We start from the raw sequence: 26,039 nt of genomic DNA on the forward strand, positions 1-26,039 counted from the left end.
CTCCCGTTTTTTCGTATTAATGGTGTGTTTATTTGTAGTCGTCGTAGGTAACCATGAGCGCGCGACTGTTGATCTGGCGCAGGCTTTCGAGTGCGACTGTGACGATGATGAGCAGTCCCGTACCGCCGATTGCAAGATTTGCGTTGGATATACCTGTGAAATTATACAGCAGATACTCTACCGCAAACGGCGTGATAGCAATGAGGCCAAGCACGAGCGAGCCGAAGAGCACAAGGCGATTGACTACCTTATTCAGATACTTCTCTGTCTGCAGGCCAGGTCGCACACCTTCGATGAACGCACCTTGCTTTTGCAGGTTTTCGGCAATCTCGTTGCTGTTGAACACAATACCCGTGTAGAAATACGTGAATAGGATGACAAGCAGGAAGTACAGTGTTGGGTAGATAAACGCCTCAGCGGATGCACCTGTGAATTGACCTGGGTTTGGAGCTTGGAACCAAGTGATAAGCTTGTCGGCTGTTTCGGTATACGCTGGATTACCAGTAGATTTAAGGACCTGCCCCACAAACGCCGGTAGGCTGAGGAATGCAACTGCGAAGATGACAGGAATCACGCCCGCAGCAATCATCTTGATAGGCAGCACACTTTTGATACCTCCATAGCTGCTGTTACCTTGTACACGCTTGGCGTAGTTAATCGTGATGACGCGCTGGGCTTCGTTCACCTTCACAAGCAGATATAGCAGTAGCAGCGATGCTGAAAGTAGCGCCAATATGACGTAGAAGATCGTCGGGTTGACCGGCACGGCGAACCATCCAAAAACACTCAGTGTACCCTGAGAGGTATCGATCAATGATGTCCACAGCGTAGACAGTGTCTGTGGCATCTGGCTAATGATACCAGCGAAGATGAGCATACTAATACCATTGCCGATACCCTGCTCGGTAATAAGCTCACCCAGCCACATCAGCAACATAGACCCAGCAGTCATAGCGCTCACCGCCACTATCCAATCCGTAATAGAGGCAGCACCAAGCGTAGTAGTGTTGCCCGCTAGGACAGACTGTCGAAGAATGTAGATGAAGGCAATCGATTGTATGATCGCAAGTGGTAATGTCAAAAGACGTGTCCACTGATTGATCTTGCGGCGACCAGATTCACCGTCCTTGTGAAGTTCCTCAAGCTTTGGCACTGCCTTTGTAAGCAACTGAGTAATGATACTCGCGGTAATGAATGGACTCAGACCAACCAGCACGATCGAGAGCTGGCTGAGTGCACCACCAGACAGTAGATTCAGGAAGCCTCCGAAGTCGCTTGCAGACAAGAAGCTCGAGATCACGTCTTTGAGCTTACTCGGCTCTGCCAGTGGCACTGGAATATGTGCGAGGAATCGATACACGGCGATAAGGCCAAGTACGATCAGGAAACGCTTCTGCATATCCTTGTTTTTTAGTGATTTGAAAATGTTTTTCCAGTTCATTGTATGTAATCTCTACCCTTTATATTCAGTCTCTATTCGCCACACTTGTTACTCCCAGGGCGTATTCTAGAGCCATTATACAACAAAAACCTCCTAGCTGCTATGGAACTTGTAGTGTAAATTACGATTCGCACAACTTTTCAACCTCTTGCAAAATTTCTGACTCGAGATCCTCCGTTGTATCAACAACAATAATTCCACGGTCTCTACAGAGGCTTCTTATGTAGCTCTCACTACCTCCACCCATTTTTTCGTAGTTTTGATCAAAGCCTACCACTATCGGGATCGACATGTCGTACGTTCGCCAGCCTATCGCCCCACCAAGCTCAATGCGGCTAGTCTGCGCATATGCACGACTGGTTTTATAGGGAATAGAAGCATCTTGCGCAGCCCACCAAAATGCGGTCACGCCTAATTGTCTCGTATAATCTCTTGTCGTAAACTCCCAGAGTTTCTGCTCATCAGCATCAAACTTCTTTTGGTCATCTTCGGTTCTTCGTGGAGACATGACAACAATGTCATCTCTTGCGCCTAGCAGTTGACGCGCAAGCGGTGTTTGCCAATCCGATGCTCCCTGTACAGGACCGGCGAGGAATACTGACGGCTTGTTATCATGAATATCTGGGTAGTGCGGAGGAGTATACAATCTCTCTATCATAAGTAAATGGTAGCAAAGAAGCCTGTATTACACAGGCTTCTTTTTGTCAGCTACTGACTATTTCTCGGCTTTTTCTGCAGCCTTAGCAGACTGTTTGATCGGTGTCGGTACTTTTTCAAATGTACCACCAGCCTTGGTGATAGCTGCCTGTACGCTCGCAGATGCAGCCTGCACCTTGAGCGTTACCTTTTCTGTCAGCTCACCACGAGCAATTACCTTTACAGTGTGAAAAGGTGTCGCTACGTAGCCCGCCTCAAACAGAGTCATGTTATCGGCAGTTTTACCCTTGAACGCGTTGAGGTGATCAAGGTAGACGACTTGTGCAGGAGCCTTGAAGCTCTTGAAGCCACGGTTTTTTGGTGCGCGCTGCGCCAGTGGGCCTGAGCCACCCTGGAACATAGCGTTGAGCTTCTTGCCTGTACGAGCCTTCTGACCCTTTGTACCACGACCAGCAGTTTTACCACCGCCAGCAGAGATACCTCGGCCGACTCGCTTCTTTGTCTTATTGGCAGAAACGTTGAGTTCGTTGTACTTAGTCATTATTTAGTCTCCTCTTTGTCTGCTTTTTTAGCAGCCTTTTTTGGAGCGTTCAGCCACTGGTCTCGGGGAACAAGTGTCTTGAGCGCATCGATAGTTGCGTAGGCGATGTTGACCTTGTTGGTGCTGCCCAGGCTCTTCGAGAGCAAGTTACGTACACCAGTTACACCAATTACCTGTCGCACTACACCACCGGCGATAATGCCGGTACCAGGTGCAGCTGGCTTGATGAGGACTTGTGCGCCACTTACCTTCACTTCTGCATCATGTGGAATCGTCTCATTTGCGATAGGCACAGTGATGAGATTTTTCTTTGCTACATCAGTTGCTTTTGCGATAGCAGTCTGGACATCTTGTCCTTTACTCACGCCAACGCCGACCTTGTCTTTGCGGTTACCCACTACGACAAGCGCCTTGAAGCGGAAGCGACGGCCGCCTTTGACCACACGGGCCACGCGGTCGATGTTGATCACTACTTCTTCAAATTCTTTCGGCGCAGCATCGGCTGCGTTTCGTCGGTCATCGCGACGACCACCACGCTGAGGACCGCGACCGCGGTTGTCTGAGCGAGGGGTAGTAGTTGCTGGTGCTTGTGCGTCAGCCATACTAGAACTCCAATCCTTCTTTACGTGCAGCGTCGGCGAGTGCGCTGAGGCGACCAGCGTACTGGCGGCCATTGCGATCGAACACAACTGCGGTTACTTTAGCTTTCTTTGCTTTTTTGGCAATGTCTGTACCAACTTTTGCTGCTAGTTCAGTTTTGCTACCGGTTGCTTTGGCGCCGACGGTTGTCGCAGCAGCAAGCGTATGACCCGCAACGTCGTCGATCAGCTGTGCGCTTACGTGCACATTGCTGATAGTAACAGTGAGGCGTGGACGTTCAGCGGTGCCGGTAACCTTGGCGCGGACACGGCCTTTACGAAGTGACTTGTTCAGTGCTTTTTTAGCGAGATCTGCCATGATTACTTACCAGCCTTTCCTGCTTTTCGAAGGATCACTTCGTCGACATATTTAATACCCTTGCCCTTGTACGGCTCAGGCTTCTTAAGAGCACGGATTTCCGCAGCGACCTGACCAACTTGCTGTTTGTCGATGCCGCTCACGCTGATCACCATCTTGTCATTTGATACCGTCACGCCCGCTGGTGCAGTGTATTTGACGGGGTGGCTAAAGCCGAGACTCATTTCGAGCGTGTTGCCCTGTGTAGCTACGCGGAAGCCGACACCGTTGACTTCGAGTTTTTTCTCGAAACCTTTTGTCACGCCTACTACAGCGTTGTTGAGAAGTGCGCGCTGCAAACCGTGCTGGGCACGAGCGACACGCTCTTCGTTGTTACGGGTTACGGTAGCAACACCATCTTCAACAGTCACGGTTACGTCGCTCAGATGTGGTACGGTCAGCTCGCCTTTGCTAGCTGTGACCTTGATCACTTCTGAGTCGACCGTGATTGTCACGCCTGATGGAATCTCAATTGGTAGTTTTCCGATTCGACTCATACTTACCTTTCGTTATGGCAAGCGAAATGTTTGTTTCTGGGCTGACATATCCTTGAGGATATGAGCGCAAAATCTCCCGATTTCACTCGCAAATTATTATCTAGGTAATTGTAGCATAGATACAAGGTTACGTAAAGACCGTGCGGCAGTCTTGCTGGCGTATCGGAATAGGCCTGGTTCTCAGCTACGGCTACGAGATTGCAGCCGGTAGAATGGTTGCTAGCCTAGAGGGCGAGAAAGAAATTCCGTACATCGGCGGCTTCGACTGGGTCGACATCGTCGCCTACACAATCGGAGCTGTGCTCGCTATCGGACTGTGCCAGCCTCTATACAAAGCTGAGCTCGAGCTTGCTGCTCGAAAGGATGAAGCCGTTCGAGCAGAAAAAGCACGAATCCGTGAACTACGCAGTGAGCGGAAGAAAGCTACGATTACGGCCGGGGCAAGAAGCAAGCACGGCCGCAAACGAAGTCGCAAGCGGCAGTAAAGGCTGTAGCGTGAAGGTACTAGGGGCACGAAAGTGCTCCTTTTACCTTCTCTGAAGGCAATAATTATATCTAGTAACGTGACAATTCTCACAGACAAATCCCATAACCGGGTCTAAATTCAAGATGGTAAGTATAGCAAAACGAGGGCTATGATGACAGCTGCGCACAGAGAAGAGATGAAAGATCTCGAAGAAGGCTAGTTCTCGAACATTAGTCGCATAACAAAATCTCCCTCACTATTGAGGGAGATTTTGTGAATTAGCGAGTAATTCTAGTATACCTTGAGCAGGAGTTCACCGCCGAGGCGAGCTTTGACAGCTTCTTGGCCAGTGATCACACCTTGCGATGTACTCACCAGAACGATACCGCGGCCAGATTTGACGCGTGGAATCTCGTCGGCTTTCACATAGACACGACGACCAGGCTTGCTGAGGCGTGTAATCTCGTTGATAGTGCTGTTTTCACCGGCTTTGTTGATAGTGATAACAAGTGTGTCACGTGGTTTGCCAGCTTCACGTTTGACGTCTGCGAGGTAGCCGCTTTTGGCCAGCTTCTTCGCGATGACTTCTTTCATGTTGCTTGCAGGTACGCGGACTTCTGTTTTGCCAACCATTTTCGCGTTACGAATGCGAGTCAAGAGGTCGGCGATTGGATCTGTAGTTTGCATAGACATATCTGTTCTCCTTCCCTCTTACCAACTACTCTTTCGCACACCAGGAATCTTACCTTTTGAGGCAAGCTCGCGGAAATTGATACGGTTGAGACCGAATCGGCGCATGTAGGCGTGCGGACGGCCACTCAGTACATCGCGGTTTTTCCAGCGAGTTGGGCTACTGTTTTTTGGCAGTTTCTGAAGACCGTCTTGGTCGCCCATTTCCTTGAGTTCAACACGCTTGGCAGCGTATTTCTGGATCATCTTCTTGCGCTTCTCGTCGCGAGCGACTGCAGATTTCTTAGCCATTAGCGTCGTCCTCCTTCTTTCTCAAACGGTACGCCGAATTTCTCGAGCAGTGCACGGCTGTGTGCTTTGTCTTCGTTTGCAATCACAAATGTGACCTGTAGGCCATGAATGACCTGAGTTTCCTCAAATGTCAGCTCTGGAAAAATTGACTGATCGTTGATACCAACGTTGTAGTTACCACCTTTGTCGAATGCCTTTGCGCCTACACCGTGGAAGTCACGGATGCGTGGCATAGCGACGTTGACAAAGCGATCCATAAACTCGTACATCTGCGCACCGCGGAGAGTGACGCTAATACCAATACGGTTCATACCTGCACGAATTTTGAAACCAGCGATTGATTTCTTGGCCATGCGATCGATAGGTGCCTGACCTGTAATCTTGGTCAGGGTATTTTTGACGACTTCGTAGTGACGCTTGTCGTCTTTGTTTTTACCAAGTCCTACGCTCACAACGATTTTCTCGAGCTTCGGTACTTGATGTACGTTAGTGAGTCCGAGTTCGGTCTGGAGTTCTTTCTTGACAGTAGTGTCGTAGAGAGCTTTCAGACGAGGAGTGTAGGCAGTTTCTGTAGCTTTTGCCATTATTTGATCTCCTTGTTCTTTAGCTGACGCGCAACACGGACAGTACCGGCGTCAGTTTTGTTGTAGCCAACACGGCTGGTTGTACCAGCTTTTTCGTCGACGACGAGGGCTACTTTGTGCAGTGGGGTTGGAACATGAATGTCTTTGACGCCACCGCGTGGGTTGAGTTGACTTGGCTTGACCTTGCGGCTACCGACACCGACTCCTTCGATGAGAACGGCATTTTGCTTCGGTAGTACAGCCAGTACTTTACCGGTCTTGCCTTTGTTCGTGCCGCTTACAAGCTTCACGATGTCACTTTTTCGGATACGTGCCATACTAGAGTACCTCCGGTGCCAAGCTAATGATCTTCGAATAACCAAGGTCACGCAGTTCTCGTGGCACTGGACCAAAGATACGGGTAGCCTTAGGATTTTTGTCGTCGCCGATAATAACAGCGGCGTTGTCATCGAAGCAGATGGTCGAGCCATCTTTGCGCTTGATTTGGCTGCGGGTGCGAACGATCACTGCTTTTTGGACAGTTTTCTTTTTGATGTTACCACCTGGGTTAGCATCTTTGATCGTCACGACCACGATATCACCAACAGCAGCAAAACGGCGACGCGTACCACCGAGTACACGGATGATCAACGCTTCCTTTGCACCACTGTTATCAGTGATTTTGATACGTGATTCTTGTTGCAACATTACGCAGCCACCTCCTCGACGTCATCTTTCAGCTCTACTGCACCGCGAGATTTCTCTTCGATGAGGTCGAGTTTGAACGATTTGGTCTTAGAAATAGGACGTGTCTCCACGATACGGACTTTGTCTCCTATCTTCGCTTCGTTTTCTTCGTCGTGCGCAGTATATTTACGACTCACAGTGTACTGCTTGCCGTAGATAGGGTGCGTTTCACGACTAGTTACAGTGACGGTGATTGTCTTGTCGCGAACATCCGATGTCACGATACCGGTCAATGTCTTGGCCATATTACTTATCTCCCTTTTCTGCCAACTCCGCTGCTCGGATAGCAGTTGAGAGGCGTGCGATTTCTTTGCGAGTCGCCGTGATGACGCGAGGGTTCTGCAGTTCGCCAGCAGCTAGACCGCGACGTGCGTCGATCAGGTCTTGGCGCTTAGTAGCGAGCTCTGTACGCAGAGTCTCGAGAGTCTTCACTTCAGAAGCTTCTTTGGCTTTTTTGGTGGTTGCTTTTGCAGTTGCCATAGCCTAGGCCTCCTCTCGCTTGATGAACTTAGTTTTCACTGGTAGTTTGTGAGCTGCCAGGCGCATCGCCTCGCGAGCCACTTCTTCTTCGACGCCCTTCATTTCGAACATGACGGTGCCGGCTTTTACCTTGGCTGCGAAGAATTCTGGGTTACCTTTGCCCATACCCATTTTGAGACCAACAGGTTTGCGGGTCACTGGAATATGTGGAAAGATACGAATCCAGATTTTACCGCCACGTTTGATGTAGCGGGTCATCGCCTGACGAGCAGACTCTATCTGGCGGCTGGTGATGTCGCTGTTTGACTGTGACTGCAGGGCATAATCGCCAAACGCGATGTAGTTACCGCGGGTTGCGCGGCCATCATTCTTGCCTTTAAATGTCTTGCGGTACTTGGTTCGTTTCGGGAGTAGCATTATGCATCACTCCTTTCGCCTTTGTAGATCCACACCTTTACACCCACAATACCGACACCGGCACATTCAGCACGAGCTGAATGGAAATCGATGTCCGCACGGAGTGTGTGAAGTGGCACAGAGCCTTCGATAATCTTTTCGCGGCGAGCCATCTCAGCATTGTTGAGACGACCAGCAACCTCGATACGAATACCTTTGGCACCGGCATTGATAGTGTTTTGCGCAGCCATCTTGGTGGCGCGGCGGAAGTTGATACGGCGCTCAAGCTGACGAGCGATGTTCTCGGCGACGAGTTTCGCAGACAGCTCAGGACGTTTCACTTCTTCGATATTGATACGTACCGGCAGGCTCGCGATTTTCTCAAGCTGAGTCTTGAGCTCCTGTACGCCAGCACCGCCACGACCGATCACAACACCAGCTTTGGCGGTGTGAATCGTCACAGTCACTTGGTTAGCAGAACGCTCGATCTCGATACGATCGATAGTTGGGCGAGACGCAAATTTCTTTTCGATTACTTCGCGAATCTGGATGTCTTCTGCGAGCCACTTACTGAAATCACGCTTGTTGGCAAACCAGCGAGAATCCCAGTTTTTGTGCACTTGCAGACGGAAGCTGATTGGGTTAACTTTCTGTCCCATGTCTACTTCTCCTCTTCTTTCTTAGCTGGTTTTGCAGCCTCAGCCTTTTTCGTAGCAGGTTTCTTCTTGGCCTTTTCAACACCAGAAACTTCTACCAAAATATGACTTGTCTTCTTCTGAAACGGCAGCGCCATGCCACGCATATGTGGCTTGAAACGCTTGAGGCGAGGACCGGCAGTCACGCTCAGTGTCGTGATCTGGAGTGACTTCGCGTCAAGACCGTGGTTGTTAGTGGCGTTGGCAGCTGCAGATGCAATTGCTTTACGCACCGGAGTAGCTGAGCGGCGAGGTGTGTGCTCGAGAATCACGAGCGCGTCTGCCACAGAGCGGCCGCGCACCAGCGCAGCGACGACACTTACCTTGCGGGGTGTCAGGTCGATGCCTTTGATGTAGGCGCGAACTGTAAATGTCTCAGCCATTATTTTTTATCCTTTCCACCGTGCTTGCGGAACTTGCGAGTTGGGCTAAACTCACCGAGTTTGTGACCAACCATGTTTTCCGTCACGAGCACAGGTACGTGGACGCGACCGTTATGTACGGCGATAGTACGACCCACCATGTCTGGTGTAATAGTACTTGCGCGAGCCCACGTCTTGATGACGGTACGATCATCTAGACCAAGCGCCGCAACTTTGCGCGCGAGCTTGAAGTCGACAAACGGACCCTTCTTCAGTGAACGACTCATGTGTTACCTCTTCCTCTTCGCGTCATGGCGACTGCGGACGATTAGTTTACCAGTATCTTTGCGACGTCGGGTACGGAAACCGAGTGTCAGTTGACCCCATGGTGTGCGTGGTGGTTTACCACTACCATGACGACCACCGTCACCACCACCATGTGGGTGATCTGCGGCGTTCATGACAACACCACGGACAGTTGGGCGAATACCTTTACGGCGTTTGCGACCAGCGCTACCGATTTTGACGTTTTGGTGCTGGACGTTACCTACCACACCGATTGTTGCATCGTTTTCGAGGCGGACGCGGCGAACTTCACCAGATGGAAGCTTGATTTGTGCGTACTCGCCTTCTTTCGCCATGAGCTGAGCTTTTGCACCGGCACTTCGTACCATCTGCGCACCTTTGCCCTTGGTGATTTCGATTGCGTAAATCTGTGTACCGACAGGTATACGGCTGAGCGGCATACGGTTAGATGCTTCAATAGGAGCTTCTGCACCACTGGCAATTTTCTTGCCTTTTTGCATCTGAGTATCTGCAAGTACGTAGTGATAAAGACCATGCTGATCTTTAACGCGTGCGATACGAGCTGAGCGGTTTGGATCATATTCGATCTCTTCGATCGTCAGCTCCAGGCCTGCCGCCAACTTATGGTCAAGTAGACGGTAGTGTCGCTTAACACCACCACCGCGGTGACGAGTCGTGATGCGACCCTGGTTGTTGCGTCCTGCGTTTTGTTTCTTTGACTTGATCAAGCTTTTGAGTGGTTTACGCGTGGTGATTTCACTCAAATCCTGAGATGTCATACCACGGCGTGCAGGAGTTGTAGGATTGTACTGCTGAATAGCCATTACTTCTTCTCCTCACTTTCTGCTGGCTGATCGAAGACCTGGATCGAGCTACCTTCGGCGAGCTTGACGTAGGCTTTCTTTGTATCTTTACGCTTAGTGGTACCAGGGTAGCGGTTTTTTCCACGAGAGAAACGAACTGCCTTGCCTTGTTGCACCAGCGTTTTGATGCCAGCAACCTTTACCTCGAACTGCGCTTCTACGGCTGCAGCGATCTGCTGCTTGTTGGCTGTGAGTGGCACATCGAAGATGTAAGTGTTTTTATCTGTAATCTGTGTGTACGCCTTTTCGGTTGGGCGTGGGATGATTAGGATCGACATTATGCTTCTCCTCCTACCAGCCATGCTTTGATCTGGTCGATAGCTTTGGCGCTGATCACGATATGATCGGCGTTGAGCACGTCGTAGACATTGAGAAATGTCGGGCTGACCAATTTTACCTGCTGAACGTTACCGGTTGCACGGATCAACTCTGGAGTTTTTTCTGTGACAACCAAAACTTTACGTTCAAGTTTTTTGTCAGCGAGGTATTTCGCAACTTCGGCTGTTTTGCCAGTAGTCTTGATATCGTCGATAACAATCTTCTTGGCTTCGTTTGCAAGCGTAAGTGCTTGCTTTACAGCTACACGTTTTGAAGTCTTAGAAAGCTTCTTAGTGTAGTTTTCGTTGCCACGTGGACCAAATACAATACCACCAGTACGCCAGATAGGGTTGCGGGTGCTACCAAATCGTGCGCGGCCGGTACCTTTTTGCTTCCATGGCTTCTTACCACCACCGCTTACTTCGCCACGAGTTTTCGTGGTTGCGCTCGCGAGGCGGTTGTTTGCCAGATACGAATCGTACGCCAGCTTGAGTAGATCGTGGCTTGGCACTTCTACTGCGAAAACTTCTTTGGGCAAAGTCGTCTTCTTGGTTGTAGTGGTTTCTGCCATTACGCCTTACCTCCGATTACTACCAGACCCTTACGAGGGCCGGGTACTGCACCTTTGAGGCCGATGAGATTGGTCTCGGCGTCGATGTACGCGACTGCCAAGTTTTTCACCGTCACTTGATCGTGACCCATGCGGCCAGGCATGCGCTTACCCTTGAAGACTTTTTGTGGGTACATCGAGCCGATTGAACCGACGCGACGCACATCACCGTTGCCACCGTGGGATTTTGCGCTTGTATTAAAGTTGTGTCGTTTTACCGTACCGGCAAAACCTTTACCTTTTGATGTACCGGTTGCCTGGACGAGTTCACCCAGCTCAAACGTATTTACATCGATCGTATCCCCTACCTTGAGGCCTTCAGGTAGTTCATTGACACGAAATTCCCGAATGTGCTTCGGAGTCACTTTGGCGGATTTTACATGTCCAGCCACGGCCTTGCTCAGGTTCTTACCCTCACCATATGCTACCTGAACTGCGTTGTAACCGTCGCTTTCGACAGTCTTCACCTGAGTCACAGTCACAGGGCCAGCTTGGATGAGTGTCACGGGTGTCACACGACCATCTTCGCCGATGATTTGGGTCATACCAATTTTGGTACCGAGAAGTGCTTTCATTGCCTTCATTCTCCCACTTAAAACCCTTGGTGGCCGACGGTTTCCCTGCTGCTTGGACTCCTCCACGCTCCGGGACCTTTCGATTCACCAAGGTCGCTTGCTATTGTTTGTACATAAAAGTAACCTTCTCACTATAGCACGGAATAGGGGTGGGCGTCAAGAGACATTAGCTAAGTCACTAAGATGTGTCTTTATTGACATTGTTATGTAAAAGTTGTAATATATATCTGCGATATGCACCCACACCTACGGAAGGCTGCAGTCATGAAAGATCAAACCACACCACGCGCGACAACCCACGAGACCATCAAGCTCGACGAGCTAATTCAAGGGCTTGTCCGACAACTCGAAGCAAACAAGATTCCGCTCGACGATGCTCTGCCGGCACTGCTTCTAGAGGCAATGGAGCATAACGAATCGCTCGGCGTTTTGTTTCGTCGACAAGCGGACACGAGCATGTACGACAGTCCGGCTTTCCAGGCGCTTCATCGTACGCGCTGCTGCTAAGTGAGGAGTCTCTGAATGATTTTCGGGTATAGACCCCTCGCGCAACACATACATGCCCTGCAACTTAGAATGCCGCGAGCAAAGACGAGCGGTAAACTGCCAAGGCACAACGATACGCGCATAGCGCGTCCGTTCGGACACATCCAAAGTGTCCGAAAGAAATAACGCCCCATACGGGTTCGAGAACCGCCCCACCAGGCTTGATCTCCCCGGTGGGGCGGTTCTCATTTTTGACATATTGATTTTTAGGTTTTACAATAGCCTTTATCACGTGATCGCCACGTGAAGGAAGGAGCGCCATGTGCGCCGATAAAAATCCGTGCGGCTCGCCGGACTTCTGTCTGGATGACGGCGGATGCGCCTGCGGCATACCCGGCAACAGGGATCGAGTCAGTCCAAGAGTGACCCTCATCTATGGCCACGACACAGAAGAGCCAGCTTTTCTGTGTGCGAGCGGCAACGAGCGTTGCCCCACATTGCAAGCATGCGCGGAAGATCCCGACAACTGCATGCCCAATGTACCGCATATCCCGATAGTCCGGTGATGCATAACTTCTCGTGCCGGAGGCTCGCTCGTATGAGCGATGACCTCCGGCACGATGATCAATTCCACCACTAGGGTATTTATTGATTTCTGAGCTTTTCTATTTCTTTTGTCAAATCGGCAATAGTCGCCCATGAACTTTTGTCTGTCATGATACTTAGCGCATACGTGCCGCTTGGGCTATATACAATCGCCGCATCGTGCAAGAGACCGTCCAAGAATCCGACTTTGTCGGCCACCTGTCCGCTCGCTCCTGCAGGGATACCTTGTCGATACACGTTACGTTTCAGTGCATCGAGAAAACGTGCTTTGCTATCGGCATTCAGTGAAATCTGCCCGGTGGCGAGCGATGCCATAAACGTGCTCAGGTCTCCTGCTGTCGTCTTGTAGCTCTCCTTGTCGAGAAATGTTGTACTTGCGCTCACGATAGTTTGCGCGTCTTTCGTCAGTGGCGCATAGCCTATGCGAGCTACCAACGCCTCGGCACAGGCGTTGTCCGACTTCACGATCATGTCGTCGAAGCACCTGGTGAGATCTCGACCGCCAGCCACCTGGTCGCTCCATTTGTACTCCCCTGATTCGATTCGCTTCAGTGTACTAAAGGCAACGTAGAGTTTATAGGTACTCGCAGTGGTGAATTTTTGCGTATCGTTATACGCGGCTCGGCGACGCTTACCGTCGAGCTCTACGAGCGACACACCGTAGACACCCGGGTGACTTTCTGCGTAGTTCTTCATGAGCGCAGAAAGACCAGTGTCGGTATTACTGTAGCTGCGCGCGTATTGCACTGTCGGCTGTACGAGTGCTTCGCCGAGTGGCACGGTTGCAGACTTAGCAAGCAGAAATTGCTTGAGATTCACATACGTCTTAGCTGTATCGAGCTGGCGACCCGTCTGGCCATCTTGGCGAGATACTTCTACAAAATCTTGGGTGGTTACTTTACTCACGCCTGCCTGCCTAGCAAGTGCGGCGCCGTATTTGTCTGTCAAATACTTGTCAGCTTGGGCCCCGTCAAATCGTATGTCAAACACATCTCCTTCAGTACTAAATGCCAACCATTCGCGAATCGTCTTGCTAGGCAGCATATCCGTCTTACTGTCGTAAGTAAGAGTTGCTGGCTGCGCCAGCTGATGGTTAAGAGTTGCAACAACGGGTTTCACCGTGTCTGCAGTAAGTTTGGCTGGCAGCGGGTCCATCGCAATGCGTGCGTTCGTCTGTGCAGTCAGAGTAGGGCTAACAGATTTAAGGGTTTTAGCGACATCTTGCCGCTGGCAGTTACCGCCATCCTCTTCTGCTACGACAACGACCGAGTCGCCAGATACTTTAGCAGTAGCGTTGCGCGGCTCAACATGACACTCAGTACCAAACTGCTTCGTGAGATACGCATCGAGCTTTTTGTTATCTCGCGTATAGCTAGGTGCGCTAGGCTTGACCACCATATGCGACCAGAGAATCGAAGTAGGCACAAGACGAAGGTACCATGGATACGAGGCTTGTGCGACGCGCGAAGTATTGTCGACTCCGAGACCAAACTCAGCAAACTTTGGCTGGTACTGTGGAGTGGATGTCTTGCCAAAATAGAGTGCAAGTGTACGCTCGCTATACTGCGAATCAAGCCGCTTCGCAGCCTGGTCAATGGTCACGGCGCCAAGTTGTTGACCATCTATTTGCTGCCAAGGCGCAAGTCTGTCGTACGGATACACAAGCTGCACGACGAGAAACAGACCCAAAATACCGGCCGGTACACCAATAGCAAGCTGCTTCTTGTGTGTCCGCAGCCACGCTCTCACCCCTCCCGTGCGAATATTCATGGTATCCAGTATAGCAAACTACTAGATGACGATGCCAGCGTTGAGGAAGAAGCCAATAATCGTCACGACCACGAGTACCGCATAGAGGATCTTACGGTTAAACTGTGCGTGCTCAAGCCACGCGATTAGTACCAACGCAATCACCGCTCCAGCTGGAAATGCGCCGACAGGCAGCACGCCACCTATCATGACTGGATCTGCCAGACGTAGCCACATCAGACCGGCGAGTGTCACTACGACTAGCTTGAAGAGATATACACCATCTGGCTCGAAAACGTTTTCGAGACCTTTACGGCTGACAACGGGGCGATTGCGAGCGTAGGTACGGGCTTTGTTGGATTTTTGTGTTGCCATAAGTACTTTGTAGTATAGCATATTGTAAGTTTTGTATAAACATGATATAATATACTCCGTCCTACACCGACTACTGGGAGTACACTAATCATGACTCTTGCGATCTTTATCATCAAGCCTGATGGCCGCGAGCTGCAAGTACCGATTGCCGAATCTGAGATTGGCAGCCGAGTCGTGGAAGTGACGCTTGACACAGAGACATTCCATATCTCGATGTCGGCACACACTTTTGTCCCTACGGCTATCAACATCCGAGCCATGCGTGAAGGCATCGATGGCAGCCAAGTTTTCGGCATCAAGGTACCAAAACAGGTATTACGAGATGATTGTGCCTTTCGCGTTCATCTCACGTCCGGGACTGAAATCCATATCGCGCGGTCGAACATGTAGCGACACGGCGAGGAGTCATACGACGATTGAGTCGCAAGGCTCTTCGTCGTTATGACGCCTACCAAAAACCACCCTGTGCAGGGTGGTTTTTTGTGATGACCGACTAGTTACATGCGAATTTCTGCATCGACACCAGCTGGGAGGCTGAGGTTTTGCAGGCTATCGATTGTCTTTGGCGACGCGTTGGTAATGTCGATAAGGCGCTTGTGTACACGCATCTCAAATGCTTCACCACCTTTTTTGTAGACGTGCGGGCTTTTGACGACCGTGAACGTACTACGACGAGTTGGCAAAGGGATGGGACCTGCCACATCAGCGCCGGTACGAACGGCAGTGTCGATAATTTGTTTTGCTGATTGGTCGATCACTTTGTGATCATACGCCTTGAGGCGAATGCGGATTTTGAGACCTGCGTCTGCCATGAGTAAAACTCCTTCTGCTTTCCGTAACCTCTGCTCTGAATCGTGTCGGTACCCGCTCACGTCTGGCCGAGTTCTCGGAAAAATTAATAATACCTAGGTAGTATATAAGAAAGCGCTGGGTATTGCAAGCATTTCACCTCTGGTGTATACTGCCACAATACTCCAGGTATCCAGAAGACGCCGCCGGAGTCGCCTCGCCGCAGATCGCGCGCGAGTCATAGGACAGGGAGATGAAATGAACCTGCACGAAGAACTCGTCAATCAGATCGTAGACATCGCAGACAACAACGCGAGCGACCACCTCGAGATCTCAATGCGATATCTTCTCGAGCGAGTTGCAGATGCAGTTCAGCAGACGACAATATTGCCGGCGCCTCATGAAGAGCGAGCCAGTTTTTTGCAGTCCGTGGCCATCCAGGCCTCGAGTCGACTAAAACAGCGGACTGTCACTTACGAGGAGCCTGTATCCCAAGAGGGATTTTGGCAGCGAAGCCCGAAGGGCAGGCGTACAATCGTGCCCATACGGCCATCTCAGCAACGTTTCCATGTCAGGTACGCCGCCTGAGCACACAACGGAGACGAGCCGGGGGACATCGTTGTCCCCTGTCCTCGTCACCCAAGCTGTCAATAGTTTGACGATTTGGGTGACGTATTATTTACATTCCTATCAAGCAAGCGTACACTAGCAGTAACCATGAGTGCCATGCCACTTTCTCACGAGTTTGCCTCGGCCGACGAGGGCGGCGGCACCGTGCCTCATCACTTGCTGCGAATAGCAGAAAAACATAATGTTTATGAAACCGAGCGCATGCGCATACTTCGCGCGCAGCTCACACATATAGCCATAGCTGATAGCGAAAAGATGGCCGACCTACGCGTCGAATACCTCGAGGAGCTCAATCGCCCAGAGTTTGACGCACGAAGATATGATACACCCGAAAAGTTTTTTATTGCCAGAGGCCATACCGCACTTCGCGCGCTCCTGTTCTATATAGCTCATTTATACAGTGAGTCCTGGCAAGAGCACGGGTGGCTTATCGATGATCTCAAGATCGCACAAGATGACCAAGAGTCACTCGCACTTGCCTATACATCACGCTCAGAAATTGAGACCGTCCTCAAACAGCACTATGCGACACATCTTCCAGCAAACTCTCAGCTCTATAGCATAGACTGATATGCAGCGGCCACCATGGACGCTACCGACTCAAAGTCGGTCAACACGAGGAGGCTAGATGCTCCCGGCACCTACACAAGTTCTCTCGCGCATGGGCGCATTCGACCCCGAGTGGATGAATTTCAGACTCGAAGTAAAACCTTTGGTCAATACGAGTGAGCCCATCTACTGCAACAATGAAAGTGCAACTGTTGAACATGTGATACGCAGAACCGTGTGCAATGACGCGCTGACACGAGCCTCCGCCGTGCTCGCAAACCCCGACACACGTTTTAATGTCGATATCGAGCTCATAGATACCGACAAAGTGCCCGACTTCTCACTCAAGTTGGGACTTCTGACGGACATGCTTTTCTACAGTAACCTTAGCCAGAGTCTGCAGGTAGAGAAAGGAGGGCTCGGCATACTCGCATTTGAGTCACCCGCCAACATTCGGCGCGGCCGCCCTGCCATAGTTACGATTGGGCTGAACCACTATCCAGAAGATCAGCTTCCCTAGCTAGAAGAGGTTCCGAAGATGCATCGCCTCCTCGGTCACCTTCTCGTTTCATAACAAAAACCTCCGAGTTACCGGAGGTTTTTGTCGCTACTGCAGTAGACTATTTGTTGATCTTGGTAACGACACCAGCACCAACGGTACGGCCACCTTCGCGGATAGCGAAGTTAAGACCCTGTTCCATCGCGATTGGAGCGAGAAGTTTGACCTTGAATGTCAGTGTATCGCCAGGCATGACCATTTCTTTGTCCGCTGGAAGCTCTACTTCACCAGTTACGTCCGTAGTACGGAAGTAGAACTGTGGCTTGTAGCCCTTGCTAAATGGAGTGTGGCGACCGCCCTCTTCCTTCTTCAAGATGTAGACTTCAGCTTCGAACTCTGTATGTGGAGTGATGCTACCTGGTTTGGCAAGCACCTGACCGCGTTCGATCTGATCGCGCTCGATACCGCGGAGGAGCAGACCGGCGTTGTCACCAGCCTGACCTTGGTCGAGCTGTTTCTTGAAGGCTTCGATACCAGTCACAACTGATTTCTGAGTGTCTTTCACGCCGACGATTTCTACTTCGTCATTGAGTTTGACAACACCCTGCTCGATACGACCGGTAGCAACAGTACCACGACCTTTGATCGAGAAGACGTCTTCGATAGGCATCAGGAATGGCTTGTCCATGTCACGAGCTGGCTCCGGTACGTAGTCGTCGAGGGCCTTGACAAGCTCCATAACAGCATCTTCGTACTGAGCGTCACCTTCGAGAGCCTTAGTAGCAGAACCCTTGATGATAGGTGCACTTGCGTCGAAACCGTTCTTTTCGAGCAGTTCTTGGATGTCCATCTCTACGAGTTCGACGAGTTCTGGATCAGCGATGTCCATCTTGTTGAGGAAGACGACGATCTTTGGCACACCAACCTGCTTTGCGAGCAGTACGTGTTCGCGAGTCTGTGGCAGTGGGCCGTCAGTTGCAGCAACCACGAGGATTGCGCCGTCAACCTGTGCAGCACCAGTGATCATGTTTTTGACGTAGTCGGCGTGACCAGGCATGTCGACGTGAGCGTAGTGACGCTTCTCTGACTCGTATTCCTGGTGAGAAGAAGCAATGGTGATACCACGCGCTTTTTCTTCTGGAGCGTTGTCGATCTCGTCATAGTTACGAGGTTTGTTGACATCGCTAGGAAGGCGCTTTGCAAGCACGTGAGTGATTGCAGCTGTTAGAGTTGTTTTACCGTGGTCGACGTGGCCCATAGTACCGACGTTGACGTGTGGTTTGCTACGATCAAAATCTGCCATTGTGGATTTTTCTCCTGATTACTTATATTTTCGCGCGGGCGGTCTAAAGCAAAAGACTCTCACGGCGTATAGATTTAGTATACAGGTTTTTAAAGAATACGTAAAGTATGTTCTCTGTAAAAACACGTTTTAGCCGTTTTGGCTAGAATCACCCGATTCACTCGACTGGCTTGTGCCCTGGGTACCTGCGCCTGGGCCACCGCGCATTTGCGGATTCAGTTCAATTGTAGTTGCAGTGTCCGAGCTACTATTCGACGTCTCGACACGTACTGTATCACCAGTCTTGATATCACTAATTGCGGCGGCCTCCCCGTTGTTCGTCACTTTAGTATCGCTAGTGATCTTGTACGTCGTCGTGCTACCCTCGGAGTTACTGTCACTATCACCTTGCCCCATGCGCATCATGCGAGACTCGATAGTGACACTTGAGTCCGACACAGTTGTAACTGTGCCAAAGCCACCACGCATCATGCCCGAGCCACCGCGCTGCCCAGACATCGAGTCCATGCCCTGCATGCCCGAGCCATTACTCGCCTTGCCGATCTGCATTCCGGCGAACAAACCAGCTCCCGCTGAAACCACTATCGCCACGACGATAGCGATATACCATTTTGCCGAACTCTCCTGTCTCGCCACACTTGGCGGTGTTGTCATTTGTTCTGTCATAGTTTCCTTTCGTTGCTTATACTACCAGCAACTGTACGAAAGGAATGTTAATGCCTGCTTAATCCGCGAGTGATTTGTGGCGAAGCGCTGCTCGGCCGAGCTTGACCATATGCTTCTCGCGGTAGCGCTCAAAACTCTGCTTACTAATACCATGATTGGATATAAACATACTCATGCGTTCTGAGCCTATGAAGTGGGGTAGCATGACATAGCTGACACCCAGTTGATAGAGTTCGGCCGCTTCATTGTACGAGTTAGCATAGCAGACTATAGCCGCTTCAGGATTGCGTTTGAGAATATACTTACTGAGCGAAACGTTGATAGTATGGTCGCCGATAGTATTTACTACCAGTTTGGCCGCGTCCATCTCAAGCTCCGCCAGTAACTCGGGGTCGGTGGCATCGCCATAGAGATAGTCCACATTTGCTTTGTGGAGATCTTCGATAACTTCTGGATCGTAGTCCACCACCACAAACTTCTTCTTAAGCTCTCTGAACGTGCGGAGGTACTGATGGCCACCGTTTTTGAACCCAAAGAGGATAAGCGGATATTCCTTAGCCTCATGGTGTGCATCGACAGCTCCACGGCGCTCAAACATACGCAACCGGTGATCGATCTTCTGGTAGATCTTGTTGTCATACTGCATGAGGTACGTGGAGATAGTGATGGTAATCAGTGCCACTAGTGTCACAACCGCGCTCAATCGCTCGCCTACCATACCAGTCGATGCCGCCAGTACGATCATGATTATTGAAAACTCACTAATCTGCGATAAATTGATGCCCGTCTTGAAGCTCGTGCGGCGCGTGTACCCCAGCAAGCCAAGCGAGGTCATGACGACGAGCGGCTTGAGTATTACCACCAACGCCGCGATGATCAGTGCCGGTACGAGTGCAGCACCAAGATTGGCAAAGTTGAGGTTTTCGCCCAGACTAATAAAGAAGAGAACGACGAAGAAATCTCGCAGCGGCTTGAGCCTCGCACCAATCTGGTGCGCATATGGCAGATGCGCAAGCGCCACACCGGCGAAGAGTGCGCCGATTTCGATTGAGAAGCCAACCGCACTCACCAGTGATGCTACACCAAAGCCCCATGCCAGTGCAAAGAGAAATAGCAACTCCTGAGACTTCGCCACCGATTTGACGACACGCGGTAGCACTTTGATCGCCACAAGCGCCAACACGCCGATGACCGCCACACCTTTGAGCAGCAGCATACCGATCTCAAATGGCCCGAGTACCTCGCCACTACTCGACGTCGCCACAAACAGCAGCGCAAACGTTGCCACTATGTCGTCGAGCAGGATGACACCGATGGCGATTTGACCGTTGAGTCGCGAGATCTCCTTTTTGTCACTCAACACCTTAGCGATGATGATCGTACTACTAAAGAACATGGCAAGCCCAAGCAGTATCGCTTCTTGCGTAGTAAAGTGAAATGCCGAACCTACTAGGAAACCGATCGTACCCACCGTTGCTAGAATTGCTGCAGCGGTGAGAAAGACTGGCTTACCCAACCTCCGGATCACCGATACACTCAGTTCTAACCCGATGATAAAGAGGAGGAGTGCAATACCCAACTCGCTAAACGTCTCAAACGAATGCTTGTCTTGTATGAGATGGAGCATACTCGGCCCCACCAAAATACCCGTGAGAATATGCCCGACAATAAGAGGCTGCTTGAGCCGGCGCATGAGCAACGCCATAAGCGTCGCGACGACAAGCACTACCGCCAGTTGTGTAAAAACATCCCCCATCCGCTAGGCTCCTTTTTGTGTTGAGTGTAGCATTAGAACTATTGTACCATATGGCTTAATTATAAGATTCACCGCCTTACTATCTATAGTTCTCTGCGGTGGTTGTTTCGGTACAGGTATACTGGATGAGCACACAGCTGATGCGGCAACGTTATGAAGTCAGCTACAAACTGTATACTTGTTCGTGCCAGACTAGCATGATGCGCATCCCAGATAGCCATGTCATAACATAAAATAAATACACCACCTTTTCAGATGGTGTATTCCATGTTGATCAAAAGGCTACTTGCTGCGCTTTTCGATGATCTCCTGCGCGACGTTTGGCGGTACTTCTTCGTACTGCGCCAGCTCCATAGTCGAAGCGGCACGACCTTGGCTCATCGAGCGCAGGTCACCGGTGTAGCCAAACATGCTCATGAGTGGCACAAACGCCTTGATAAGCTTGGCGCCACCTTGTAGATCTTCCATGGCGTCGATACGGCCACGGCGGCTGTTGAGGTCACCGATCACGTCGCCCATGAAGTCTTCTGGAGTCGTCACTTCGACTTTCATGACAGGCTCGAGCAGCACTGGCGTTGCTTTCTTGATACCTTCGCGGGTCGAGAGGCTACCGGCAAGTTTGAAGGCCAGCTCGCTCGAGTCGACATCGTGGTAACTACCATCGTAGAGCGTTGCTTTGACATCTACTACTGGGTAGCCAGCAATAACACCGCCTTCGAGGGTCTCTTTGACGCCCTGTTCGACAGGCTTGCGGTACTCAGCTGGTACGACACCACCCTTGATTTCGTCGAAGAACTCAAAGCCTTTGCCGGGTTCGTTTGGTTCGAAACGGATCCAGACATCACCGTACTGACCGCGTCCCCCAGATTGCTTGGCATGCTTACCTTGTGCTTCGGCAGTACCCTTGATCGATTCGCGGAATGCCACCTGCGGCGCACCGATGTTCGCCTCCACGTTGAATTCGCGTTTCATACGATCGATGAGGATGTCCAGGTGCAGCTCACCCATACCAGACATAATCGTTTGACCAGTCTCTTCGTCGGTGTGCACACGGAAAGTTGGGTCTTCTTCGGCTAGACGTTGCAGAGCGATACCCATCTTCTCTTGGTCGGCCTTGGTCTTTGGCTCGACGGCGATGGCAACTGGTGGCTCTGGGAATGTGATGCTTTCGAGAGCGATAGGATGCGCCAAGTCAGACAGTGTATGACCAGTAAACGTACTCTTGAGACCCACTACAGCTGCGATGTCGCCAGCTACAATCTGGTCAATTTCTTCGCGCTTGTCGGCGTGCATACGCACGATACGACCGACGCGTTCTTTTTCGCCGGTAGCCGTGTTAAGCACGTAGCTACCCGATTTGAGTACACCAGAGTAGACGCGTACGAAGATGAGCTTACCGACAAATGGGTCAGTCGCGATCTTGAACGCCAAGCCAGCCATAGGCTCTTTGTCGTCTGGCTTGCGGCTAATCTCGTTGCCAGTCTTAGGGTCAACACCCCAGATCTCGTCGACATCGAGTGGACTTGGCAGATAATCAGCCATGATATCGAGCAGTTTCTCCACGATCACACCGCGACCGTCACCACCACTTACTAGGAAGAAGTCGCCAGCCAATACACGCTTACGCAGTGCTGCTTTGAGTTCTGGCTCAGTGATCGAATCTTCACCCTTGTCGAGGAAGCGCTCGAACAGTTCGTCGTCGGCTTCGACGGCCGCTTCGACGAGCAGGCTGCGTGCGTGCTTCGCCTTCTCAAGCATATCTGCTGGTATTTCACCCTGGATAAGCTCGTGGTCAGCGTAGTCATTGTATGTGTAGGCTTTCATGTCGACGAGATCGACCACACCGTTGATCTCTTTCTCAAACCCGATAGGCAGGTGCACTGGCAACGCGTGCTTGCTCAGGCGATTGTGGATTGTCTCGAGGCTCTTGTAGAAATCGCCACCAGTTTGGTTGATCTTGTTGATGAAGCAGATGCGAGGCACGCCATACTTGTTGGCCTGGCGCCACACGGTTTCGGACTGTGCTTCTACACCCATCTTGCCATCAAAAATCGTCACTGCGCCGTCGAGTACGCGCATAGAACGTTCTACTTCGGCAGTGAAGTCGATATGACCCGGCGTGTCGATGATGTTGATCTTGTGACCCTTCCAGAAACATGTCACAGCAGCAGAGGTAATAGTAATACCACGCTCTTTCTCCTGCGCCATCCAGTCAGTGGTAGCACCGTCACCCTCGCCGCGGACAACGCCAATTTTGTGTGTCAGACCTGTGCGGTACAGGATACCTTCTGTAGTAGTGGTCTTACCTGCGTCGATGTGCGCGATAATACCGATGTTGCGATAGTTTTGGAGGGGGACTGTTTTCTCTGCCATAGCGGCGTCACTTTTCCTTCTTTAGATTATTACTTACCTATTTTTTGCCATAAAAAATAGCTCTTACTTATCATTATAGCAGATTTCACGCTAATTTGCCAGGCAACTATATCTCGTCATTTAACTTGCGGAGCGCCTCATCCCAATCTTGCGGAGGAGTGTCGAATTGCAGCTCCATCTGCTGGAGTGCCGTTTCGTGCAAATACCGCTCATGAGCTTGCCAAGCCGCGCGAATCACCACACCGCACCCAACTCTAAACATACGTTGCTTTGATACATCAGGCACCACTGCAGACTCCACTCCTTCAATTCTCTGCTCCGCTTCTTCGCCTGCGAGTAGTATGCCTCTCTCTGCATAGCTAACTAATTTAGACGCCAACACATGACGATCTTGTAGCGCATCATCAGTTTCGCGTGTTTCCGGCAGATCAAGTGTGAACGAATCGAGCGGAACAAGGTTGCCGTGAAGCTTCGGGACGAGCAGACCGCCAAATGCCGCTCCCGCTATCGCAACCCGAGCGCCTGCTAGACCCTCTTCTGTTGCGCTCTCTGACATTCTGTCCATTTCCACTAACGTTATGCCGATTGAAGTCACAAATGTGTTCATAAAAGTTTTGAAAGCCAACGAATTATGCATACCTCGCTGAATACTACCCTGCATGGCGTCAGGAGATACGATATGTTCTTGCCACACAATCTCTTCTACGGCTGCCTCGTATTCTACATGTGTTGGTAGTGGGTATTCAAATCGTGGCACACTCATTGCGAGGTATTATACTCCTCATGTTATCGCTGTCAAAAGTAGCCATGCTACTCCCCAGCCAGCAACTTGATCGCCACCACCCCAATACCAATACTCAGTTCCGCCAAGCTAATCAAGAGTACCTTGCCAAAAGAATCATAAATTCGTCGACTTCCCATAACCGAAAAAAGAAAGAGCGACAGCAGTAGCACAACCATCGACGCAAACAACGCGCGCTTGAGCTCCAATATGCCAAACGCACTCAATATCACTAGTATCGATGGTACGACAGCCGGCGCCAGTAGCCCAGATGCTGCAAAAAAGATCTTGCGATATTCGCTGAGCGGCATACCCTTTGCGTGGACTGCCCTGTACGACATACGCGCCGACATAAGTGTTGCCAGCCATAACGCAGCTACCGTTCCAATAATAGTAGCCAGCGCGCCACCCTGCGAATGATGCACTGCTCCATGCCAGAGCGCTACTACCACAGCTAGCAACGTTATAGTCGAGTAGATACGCTCCTTGGTGTTTTCTGCAAACTGCTCACGTGCCTCTAGCGGCAAATCTTCGAAGCGTTGTTCTCTACGACGTCGTTCCATATGCTTATTGTAGCAGACGCTCCCTTATGTGTAGTTTGGGATATACTGGTAGTATGCGCACCACTATGCAACGATTCGACGACCGCGTTACCCACCAGATACAAGCCTGGCCACGACAATGGCGCGGATATTTCAAACAAATGACACTCATAGGTCAACCCGTGTTCGCACTACTTGCCGCGGCGGCCGTCTCCTACTACGGCGAATACTCTCACGTATGGCAGCTTATGATTGCGGGAGTTGTTGTCGCCCTCTCCGCCCTACTTGCGAGTAGCCTCAAACTCGTACTGCGCCGCAAACGTCCGCTCACCGACTATGCTGCTGCTATGTTTTTCAAGACATATAGCTTTCCGAGTGGTCATGCGGCGGCCTCCATATCGTGCTATGGCCTCGTCGTATATTTGTGTCTCGCATCTGGCAATCCGCTCATCGTCGCCACGGGCGTACTCCTCATACCAGTAGTATTGTCGATCGGTGTCTCGCGTGTCTACTTGGGCGCACACTTTCCCAGCGATATCATTGGGGGCTGGTTTTTCGGCGGACTCGGCCTTGCGCTCGCCATATGGGTGCTGCGGCTATGAACATCGTCCTCGTCTACAATCCCCGCTCCGGCACAGCTCTACCGCTTGAAGCATTGCGAGAGAAATGTAGTGCACATGATATTACGATTGAACATGCTGTCGATATCACCGATGGTTTTCCTGCAAACCTCACGCCACACATTGCTCCCGGAGCCCATATTGCGGCTATCGGTGGCGATGGCACGCTGAGTTCGGTTGCACAGCAACTGCACGATACAGAGGTGATATTTGTTCCACTCCCAGGCGGCACGCTTAACCACTTCACGAAAGACGCGGGCATTTCGCAAGATCTAGACGAAGCACTCGCTACCCTAGCTCACGCTACGCCACGTCACGTAGACGTCGGATCGGCTAACGGTCGGATCTTCCTCAACAATTCGAGTCTCGGCATCTACCCTACGTCGCTGCGTACGCGCGAAGTGCTGCAAGGTCGACTCGGTAAATGGCCCTCGGCCGTACTTGCCGTACTGCAAGCCTTGATCAAATTCAAACTCTACACCGTTACCATGGAAGGTGAGACATTTCGCACGCCGTTCATCTTCATCGGCAACAATGACTACCATATCGGCAACGGCGGGCAGCGCACCTCACTCACCAGCGGCAAGCTCTGCGCCTATGCCATCCGCTCACCACGACGCAGTACGCTGGTGACCCTCTTTTTCTACGCGCTGTTTCGTCGCCTCCGTGACGCAGACGAATTCATCGTGCATAGCGACTCGTCACTCACTATCGCCACCAAACGCTCCCGCATTTCCGTCTCTGCCGACGGCGAAGTACTTCGTCTGGATGCCCCGCTGGAATACAAATGCCTCGCAGGCAAACTCACAATCCTTGGCTAA

At 51.1% G+C, this 26,039-nt stretch carries 38 protein-coding genes; 8 read left to right on the top strand and 30 right to left on the bottom strand.

Translation table 11 applies throughout. The annotated features are described in order from the left end of the window. Positions 1–28: 28 nt before the first annotated feature. From secY to rplF, 6 genes are all read right to left on the bottom strand, one after another. Positions 29–1,399 (bottom strand): preprotein translocase subunit SecY, encoded by a 1,371-nt coding sequence (gene secY, locus GII36_RS03065; protein ID WP_260762323.1) that lies wholly within the window; start codon positions 1,397–1,399, stop codon positions 29–31. 163 nt (positions 1,400–1,562) lie between these two features. Next, complete coding sequence (locus GII36_RS03070) at positions 1,563–2,099, bottom strand: TIR domain-containing protein (protein WP_260762327.1); 537 nt, start codon at positions 2,097–2,099, stop codon at positions 1,563–1,565. A 57-nt stretch (positions 2,100–2,156) separates the two neighbouring features. Then, positions 2,157–2,639 (bottom strand): 50S ribosomal protein L15, encoded by a 483-nt coding sequence (gene rplO / locus GII36_RS03075; RefSeq protein WP_260762330.1) that lies wholly within the window; start codon positions 2,637–2,639, stop codon positions 2,157–2,159. After that, the gene (gene rpsE, locus GII36_RS03080; RefSeq protein WP_260762333.1) at positions 2,639–3,241 is read right to left on the bottom strand and encodes a 30S ribosomal protein S5; all 603 of its coding nucleotides are present in this window, start codon (positions 3,239–3,241) and stop codon (positions 2,639–2,641) included. The genes rplO and rpsE overlap by 1 nt, the downstream gene beginning before the upstream one ends. A gap of 1 nt (position 3,242) precedes the next feature. Then, positions 3,243–3,596, bottom strand: coding sequence for a 50S ribosomal protein L18 (rplR, locus tag GII36_RS03085; RefSeq protein WP_260762335.1), 354 nt, complete (start codon positions 3,594–3,596; stop codon positions 3,243–3,245). A 2-nt stretch (positions 3,597–3,598) separates the two neighbouring features. Beyond that, positions 3,599–4,132 carry a 50S ribosomal protein L6 gene (gene rplF, locus GII36_RS03090; RefSeq protein ID WP_260762338.1) on the bottom strand — a complete coding sequence of 178 codons (534 nt, stop codon included), beginning with the start codon at positions 4,130–4,132 and terminating at the stop codon, positions 3,599–3,601. Between the two features lie 140 nt (positions 4,133–4,272). On the opposite strand from rplF, the gene GII36_RS03095 reads away from it, so the two are divergent. Further along, positions 4,273–4,617, top strand: a complete 345-nt coding sequence (locus GII36_RS03095) for a hypothetical protein (protein ID WP_260762340.1) — start codon at positions 4,273–4,275, stop codon at positions 4,615–4,617. A 272-nt stretch (positions 4,618–4,889) separates the two neighbouring features. On the opposite strand, the gene rpsH is transcribed toward GII36_RS03095, so the two are convergent. From rpsH to rplC, 15 genes are read right to left on the bottom strand one after another with little or no spacing between them, the layout of a single operon-like run. Next, positions 4,890–5,291: a 30S ribosomal protein S8 gene (gene rpsH, locus GII36_RS03100; RefSeq protein WP_260762342.1), complete on the bottom strand. Its 402-nt coding sequence runs from the start codon at positions 5,289–5,291 to the stop codon at positions 4,890–4,892. Positions 5,292–5,309: 18 nt separating this feature from the next. Continuing rightward, complete coding sequence (gene rpsN / locus GII36_RS03105; protein WP_260762343.1) at positions 5,310–5,579, bottom strand: 30S ribosomal protein S14; 270 nt, start codon at positions 5,577–5,579, stop codon at positions 5,310–5,312. Further along, positions 5,579–6,163, bottom strand: a complete 585-nt coding sequence (rplE, locus tag GII36_RS03110; RefSeq protein WP_260762345.1) for a 50S ribosomal protein L5 — start codon at positions 6,161–6,163, stop codon at positions 5,579–5,581. The genes rpsN and rplE overlap by 1 nt, the downstream gene beginning before the upstream one ends. Then, positions 6,163–6,480, bottom strand: a complete 318-nt coding sequence (gene rplX / locus GII36_RS03115; protein WP_260762348.1) for a 50S ribosomal protein L24 — start codon at positions 6,478–6,480, stop codon at positions 6,163–6,165. The genes rplE and rplX overlap by 1 nt, the downstream gene beginning before the upstream one ends. Position 6,481: 1 nt before the next feature. Continuing rightward, positions 6,482–6,850 (bottom strand): 50S ribosomal protein L14, encoded by a 369-nt coding sequence (gene rplN, locus GII36_RS03120; RefSeq protein ID WP_260762350.1) that lies wholly within the window; start codon positions 6,848–6,850, stop codon positions 6,482–6,484. Next, on the bottom strand, positions 6,850–7,134 hold the full coding sequence (gene rpsQ, locus GII36_RS03125) for a 30S ribosomal protein S17 (protein ID WP_260762351.1): 285 nt from the start codon (positions 7,132–7,134) through the stop codon (positions 6,850–6,852). The genes rplN and rpsQ overlap by 1 nt, the downstream gene beginning before the upstream one ends. A gap of 1 nt (position 7,135) precedes the next feature. Next, positions 7,136–7,369 (bottom strand): 50S ribosomal protein L29, encoded by a 234-nt coding sequence (gene rpmC, locus GII36_RS03130; protein WP_260762354.1) that lies wholly within the window; start codon positions 7,367–7,369, stop codon positions 7,136–7,138. 3 nt (positions 7,370–7,372) lie between these two features. After that, entirely contained in the window at positions 7,373–7,786 is a 414-nt protein-coding gene (gene rplP, locus GII36_RS03135; protein WP_260762356.1) for a 50S ribosomal protein L16, read from the bottom strand. Further along, entirely contained in the window at positions 7,786–8,424 is a 639-nt protein-coding gene (rpsC, locus tag GII36_RS03140; protein WP_260762358.1) for a 30S ribosomal protein S3, read from the bottom strand. Before rpsC ends, rplP begins: the two co-directional genes overlap by 1 nt. A 2-nt stretch (positions 8,425–8,426) precedes the next feature. Further along, positions 8,427–8,843, bottom strand: a complete 417-nt coding sequence (gene rplV / locus GII36_RS03145) for a 50S ribosomal protein L22 (protein ID WP_260762362.1) — start codon at positions 8,841–8,843, stop codon at positions 8,427–8,429. Further along, positions 8,843–9,109: a 30S ribosomal protein S19 gene (rpsS, locus tag GII36_RS03150; RefSeq protein WP_260762365.1), complete on the bottom strand. Its 267-nt coding sequence runs from the start codon at positions 9,107–9,109 to the stop codon at positions 8,843–8,845. Before rpsS ends, rplV begins: the two co-directional genes overlap by 1 nt. 3 nt (positions 9,110–9,112) lie before the next feature. Beyond that, the gene (rplB, locus tag GII36_RS03155; protein ID WP_260762371.1) at positions 9,113–9,952 is read right to left on the bottom strand and encodes a 50S ribosomal protein L2; all 840 of its coding nucleotides are present in this window, start codon (positions 9,950–9,952) and stop codon (positions 9,113–9,115) included. Then, entirely contained in the window at positions 9,952–10,269 is a 318-nt protein-coding gene (locus tag GII36_RS03160) for an uL23 family ribosomal protein (protein WP_260762372.1), read from the bottom strand. The genes rplB and GII36_RS03160 overlap by 1 nt, the downstream gene beginning before the upstream one ends. After that, positions 10,269–10,880: a 50S ribosomal protein L4 gene (rplD, locus tag GII36_RS03165; RefSeq protein WP_260762374.1), complete on the bottom strand. Its 612-nt coding sequence runs from the start codon at positions 10,878–10,880 to the stop codon at positions 10,269–10,271. Before rplD ends, GII36_RS03160 begins: the two co-directional genes overlap by 1 nt. Then, positions 10,880–11,494 carry a 50S ribosomal protein L3 gene (rplC, locus tag GII36_RS03170; RefSeq protein WP_260762376.1) on the bottom strand — a complete coding sequence of 205 codons (615 nt, stop codon included), beginning with the start codon at positions 11,492–11,494 and terminating at the stop codon, positions 10,880–10,882. The genes rplD and rplC overlap by 1 nt, the downstream gene beginning before the upstream one ends. A 264-nt stretch (positions 11,495–11,758) precedes the next feature. Here rplC and GII36_RS03175 point away from each other — a divergent pair, with 264 nt between their 5' ends. Continuing rightward, entirely contained in the window at positions 11,759–12,001 is a 243-nt protein-coding gene (locus tag GII36_RS03175) for a hypothetical protein (RefSeq protein ID WP_260762378.1), read from the top strand. Between the two features lie 624 nt (positions 12,002–12,625). On the opposite strand, the gene GII36_RS03180 is transcribed toward GII36_RS03175, so the two are convergent. Both GII36_RS03180 and GII36_RS03185 read right to left on the bottom strand, forming a co-directional pair. Then, entirely contained in the window at positions 12,626–14,356 is a 1,731-nt protein-coding gene (locus GII36_RS03180; RefSeq protein WP_260762380.1) for a serine hydrolase, read from the bottom strand. Positions 14,357–14,377: 21 nt separating this feature from the next. Beyond that, positions 14,378–14,710: a hypothetical protein gene (locus GII36_RS03185; RefSeq protein ID WP_260762382.1), complete on the bottom strand. Its 333-nt coding sequence runs from the start codon at positions 14,708–14,710 to the stop codon at positions 14,378–14,380. A gap of 90 nt (positions 14,711–14,800) precedes the next feature. Between GII36_RS03185 and GII36_RS03190 the strand changes: the two genes are divergently transcribed. Next, positions 14,801–15,100, top strand: a complete 300-nt coding sequence (locus GII36_RS03190; RefSeq protein ID WP_260762384.1) for a hypothetical protein — start codon at positions 14,801–14,803, stop codon at positions 15,098–15,100. A gap of 107 nt (positions 15,101–15,207) precedes the next feature. Here GII36_RS03190 and rpsJ read toward each other — a convergent pair whose 3' ends face one another. Further along, positions 15,208–15,522, bottom strand: a complete 315-nt coding sequence (gene rpsJ, locus GII36_RS03195; RefSeq protein ID WP_260762387.1) for a 30S ribosomal protein S10 — start codon at positions 15,520–15,522, stop codon at positions 15,208–15,210. Between the two features lie 235 nt (positions 15,523–15,757). Here rpsJ and GII36_RS03200 point away from each other — a divergent pair, with 235 nt between their 5' ends. The 3 genes from GII36_RS03200 to GII36_RS03210 all read left to right on the top strand — a co-directional run bounded on the left by GII36_RS03200 (position 15,758) and on the right by GII36_RS03210 (position 17,198). Continuing rightward, positions 15,758–16,087: a hypothetical protein gene (locus tag GII36_RS03200; protein WP_260762389.1), complete on the top strand. Its 330-nt coding sequence runs from the start codon at positions 15,758–15,760 to the stop codon at positions 16,085–16,087. A gap of 129 nt (positions 16,088–16,216) precedes the next feature. After that, on the top strand, positions 16,217–16,699 hold the full coding sequence (locus GII36_RS03205) for a hypothetical protein (RefSeq protein WP_260762390.1): 483 nt from the start codon (positions 16,217–16,219) through the stop codon (positions 16,697–16,699). A gap of 91 nt (positions 16,700–16,790) precedes the next feature. Next, complete coding sequence (locus GII36_RS03210) at positions 16,791–17,198, top strand: hypothetical protein (protein ID WP_260762392.1); 408 nt, start codon at positions 16,791–16,793, stop codon at positions 17,196–17,198. Between the two features lie 100 nt (positions 17,199–17,298). Here GII36_RS03210 and tuf read toward each other — a convergent pair whose 3' ends face one another. From tuf to GII36_RS03240, 6 genes are all read right to left on the bottom strand, one after another. After that, complete coding sequence (gene tuf, locus GII36_RS03215; RefSeq protein ID WP_260762394.1) at positions 17,299–18,480, bottom strand: elongation factor Tu; 1,182 nt, start codon at positions 18,478–18,480, stop codon at positions 17,299–17,301. Positions 18,481–18,609: 129 nt separating this feature from the next. Further along, positions 18,610–19,146 carry a hypothetical protein gene (locus tag GII36_RS03220; protein WP_260762395.1) on the bottom strand — a complete coding sequence of 179 codons (537 nt, stop codon included), beginning with the start codon at positions 19,144–19,146 and terminating at the stop codon, positions 18,610–18,612. 58 nt (positions 19,147–19,204) lie between these two features. Next, on the bottom strand, positions 19,205–20,902 hold the full coding sequence (locus GII36_RS03225) for a cation:proton antiporter (RefSeq protein WP_260762399.1): 1,698 nt from the start codon (positions 20,900–20,902) through the stop codon (positions 19,205–19,207). A 282-nt stretch (positions 20,903–21,184) separates the two neighbouring features. Beyond that, complete coding sequence (fusA, locus tag GII36_RS03230; RefSeq protein ID WP_260762402.1) at positions 21,185–23,275, bottom strand: elongation factor G; 2,091 nt, start codon at positions 23,273–23,275, stop codon at positions 21,185–21,187. Between the two features lie 106 nt (positions 23,276–23,381). Next, positions 23,382–24,038 carry a hypothetical protein gene (locus tag GII36_RS03235; RefSeq protein ID WP_260762404.1) on the bottom strand — a complete coding sequence of 219 codons (657 nt, stop codon included), beginning with the start codon at positions 24,036–24,038 and terminating at the stop codon, positions 23,382–23,384. A 47-nt stretch (positions 24,039–24,085) separates the two neighbouring features. Then, positions 24,086–24,619 (bottom strand): hypothetical protein, encoded by a 534-nt coding sequence (locus GII36_RS03240; protein WP_260762406.1) that lies wholly within the window; start codon positions 24,617–24,619, stop codon positions 24,086–24,088. 65 nt (positions 24,620–24,684) lie between these two features. On the opposite strand from GII36_RS03240, the gene GII36_RS03245 reads away from it, so the two are divergent. After that, positions 24,685–25,200: a phosphatase PAP2 family protein gene (locus GII36_RS03245; RefSeq protein ID WP_260762408.1), complete on the top strand. Its 516-nt coding sequence runs from the start codon at positions 24,685–24,687 to the stop codon at positions 25,198–25,200. Further along, positions 25,197–26,039: a diacylglycerol/lipid kinase family protein gene (locus tag GII36_RS03250; protein WP_260762410.1), complete on the top strand. Its 843-nt coding sequence runs from the start codon at positions 25,197–25,199 to the stop codon at positions 26,037–26,039. Before GII36_RS03245 ends, GII36_RS03250 begins: the two co-directional genes overlap by 4 nt.

Source organism: Candidatus Mycosynbacter amalyticus (genome assembly GCF_025273655.1).
Taxonomy (GTDB): Bacteria; Patescibacteriota; Saccharimonadia; order Saccharimonadales; family Saccharimonadaceae; genus Mycosynbacter; species Mycosynbacter amalyticus.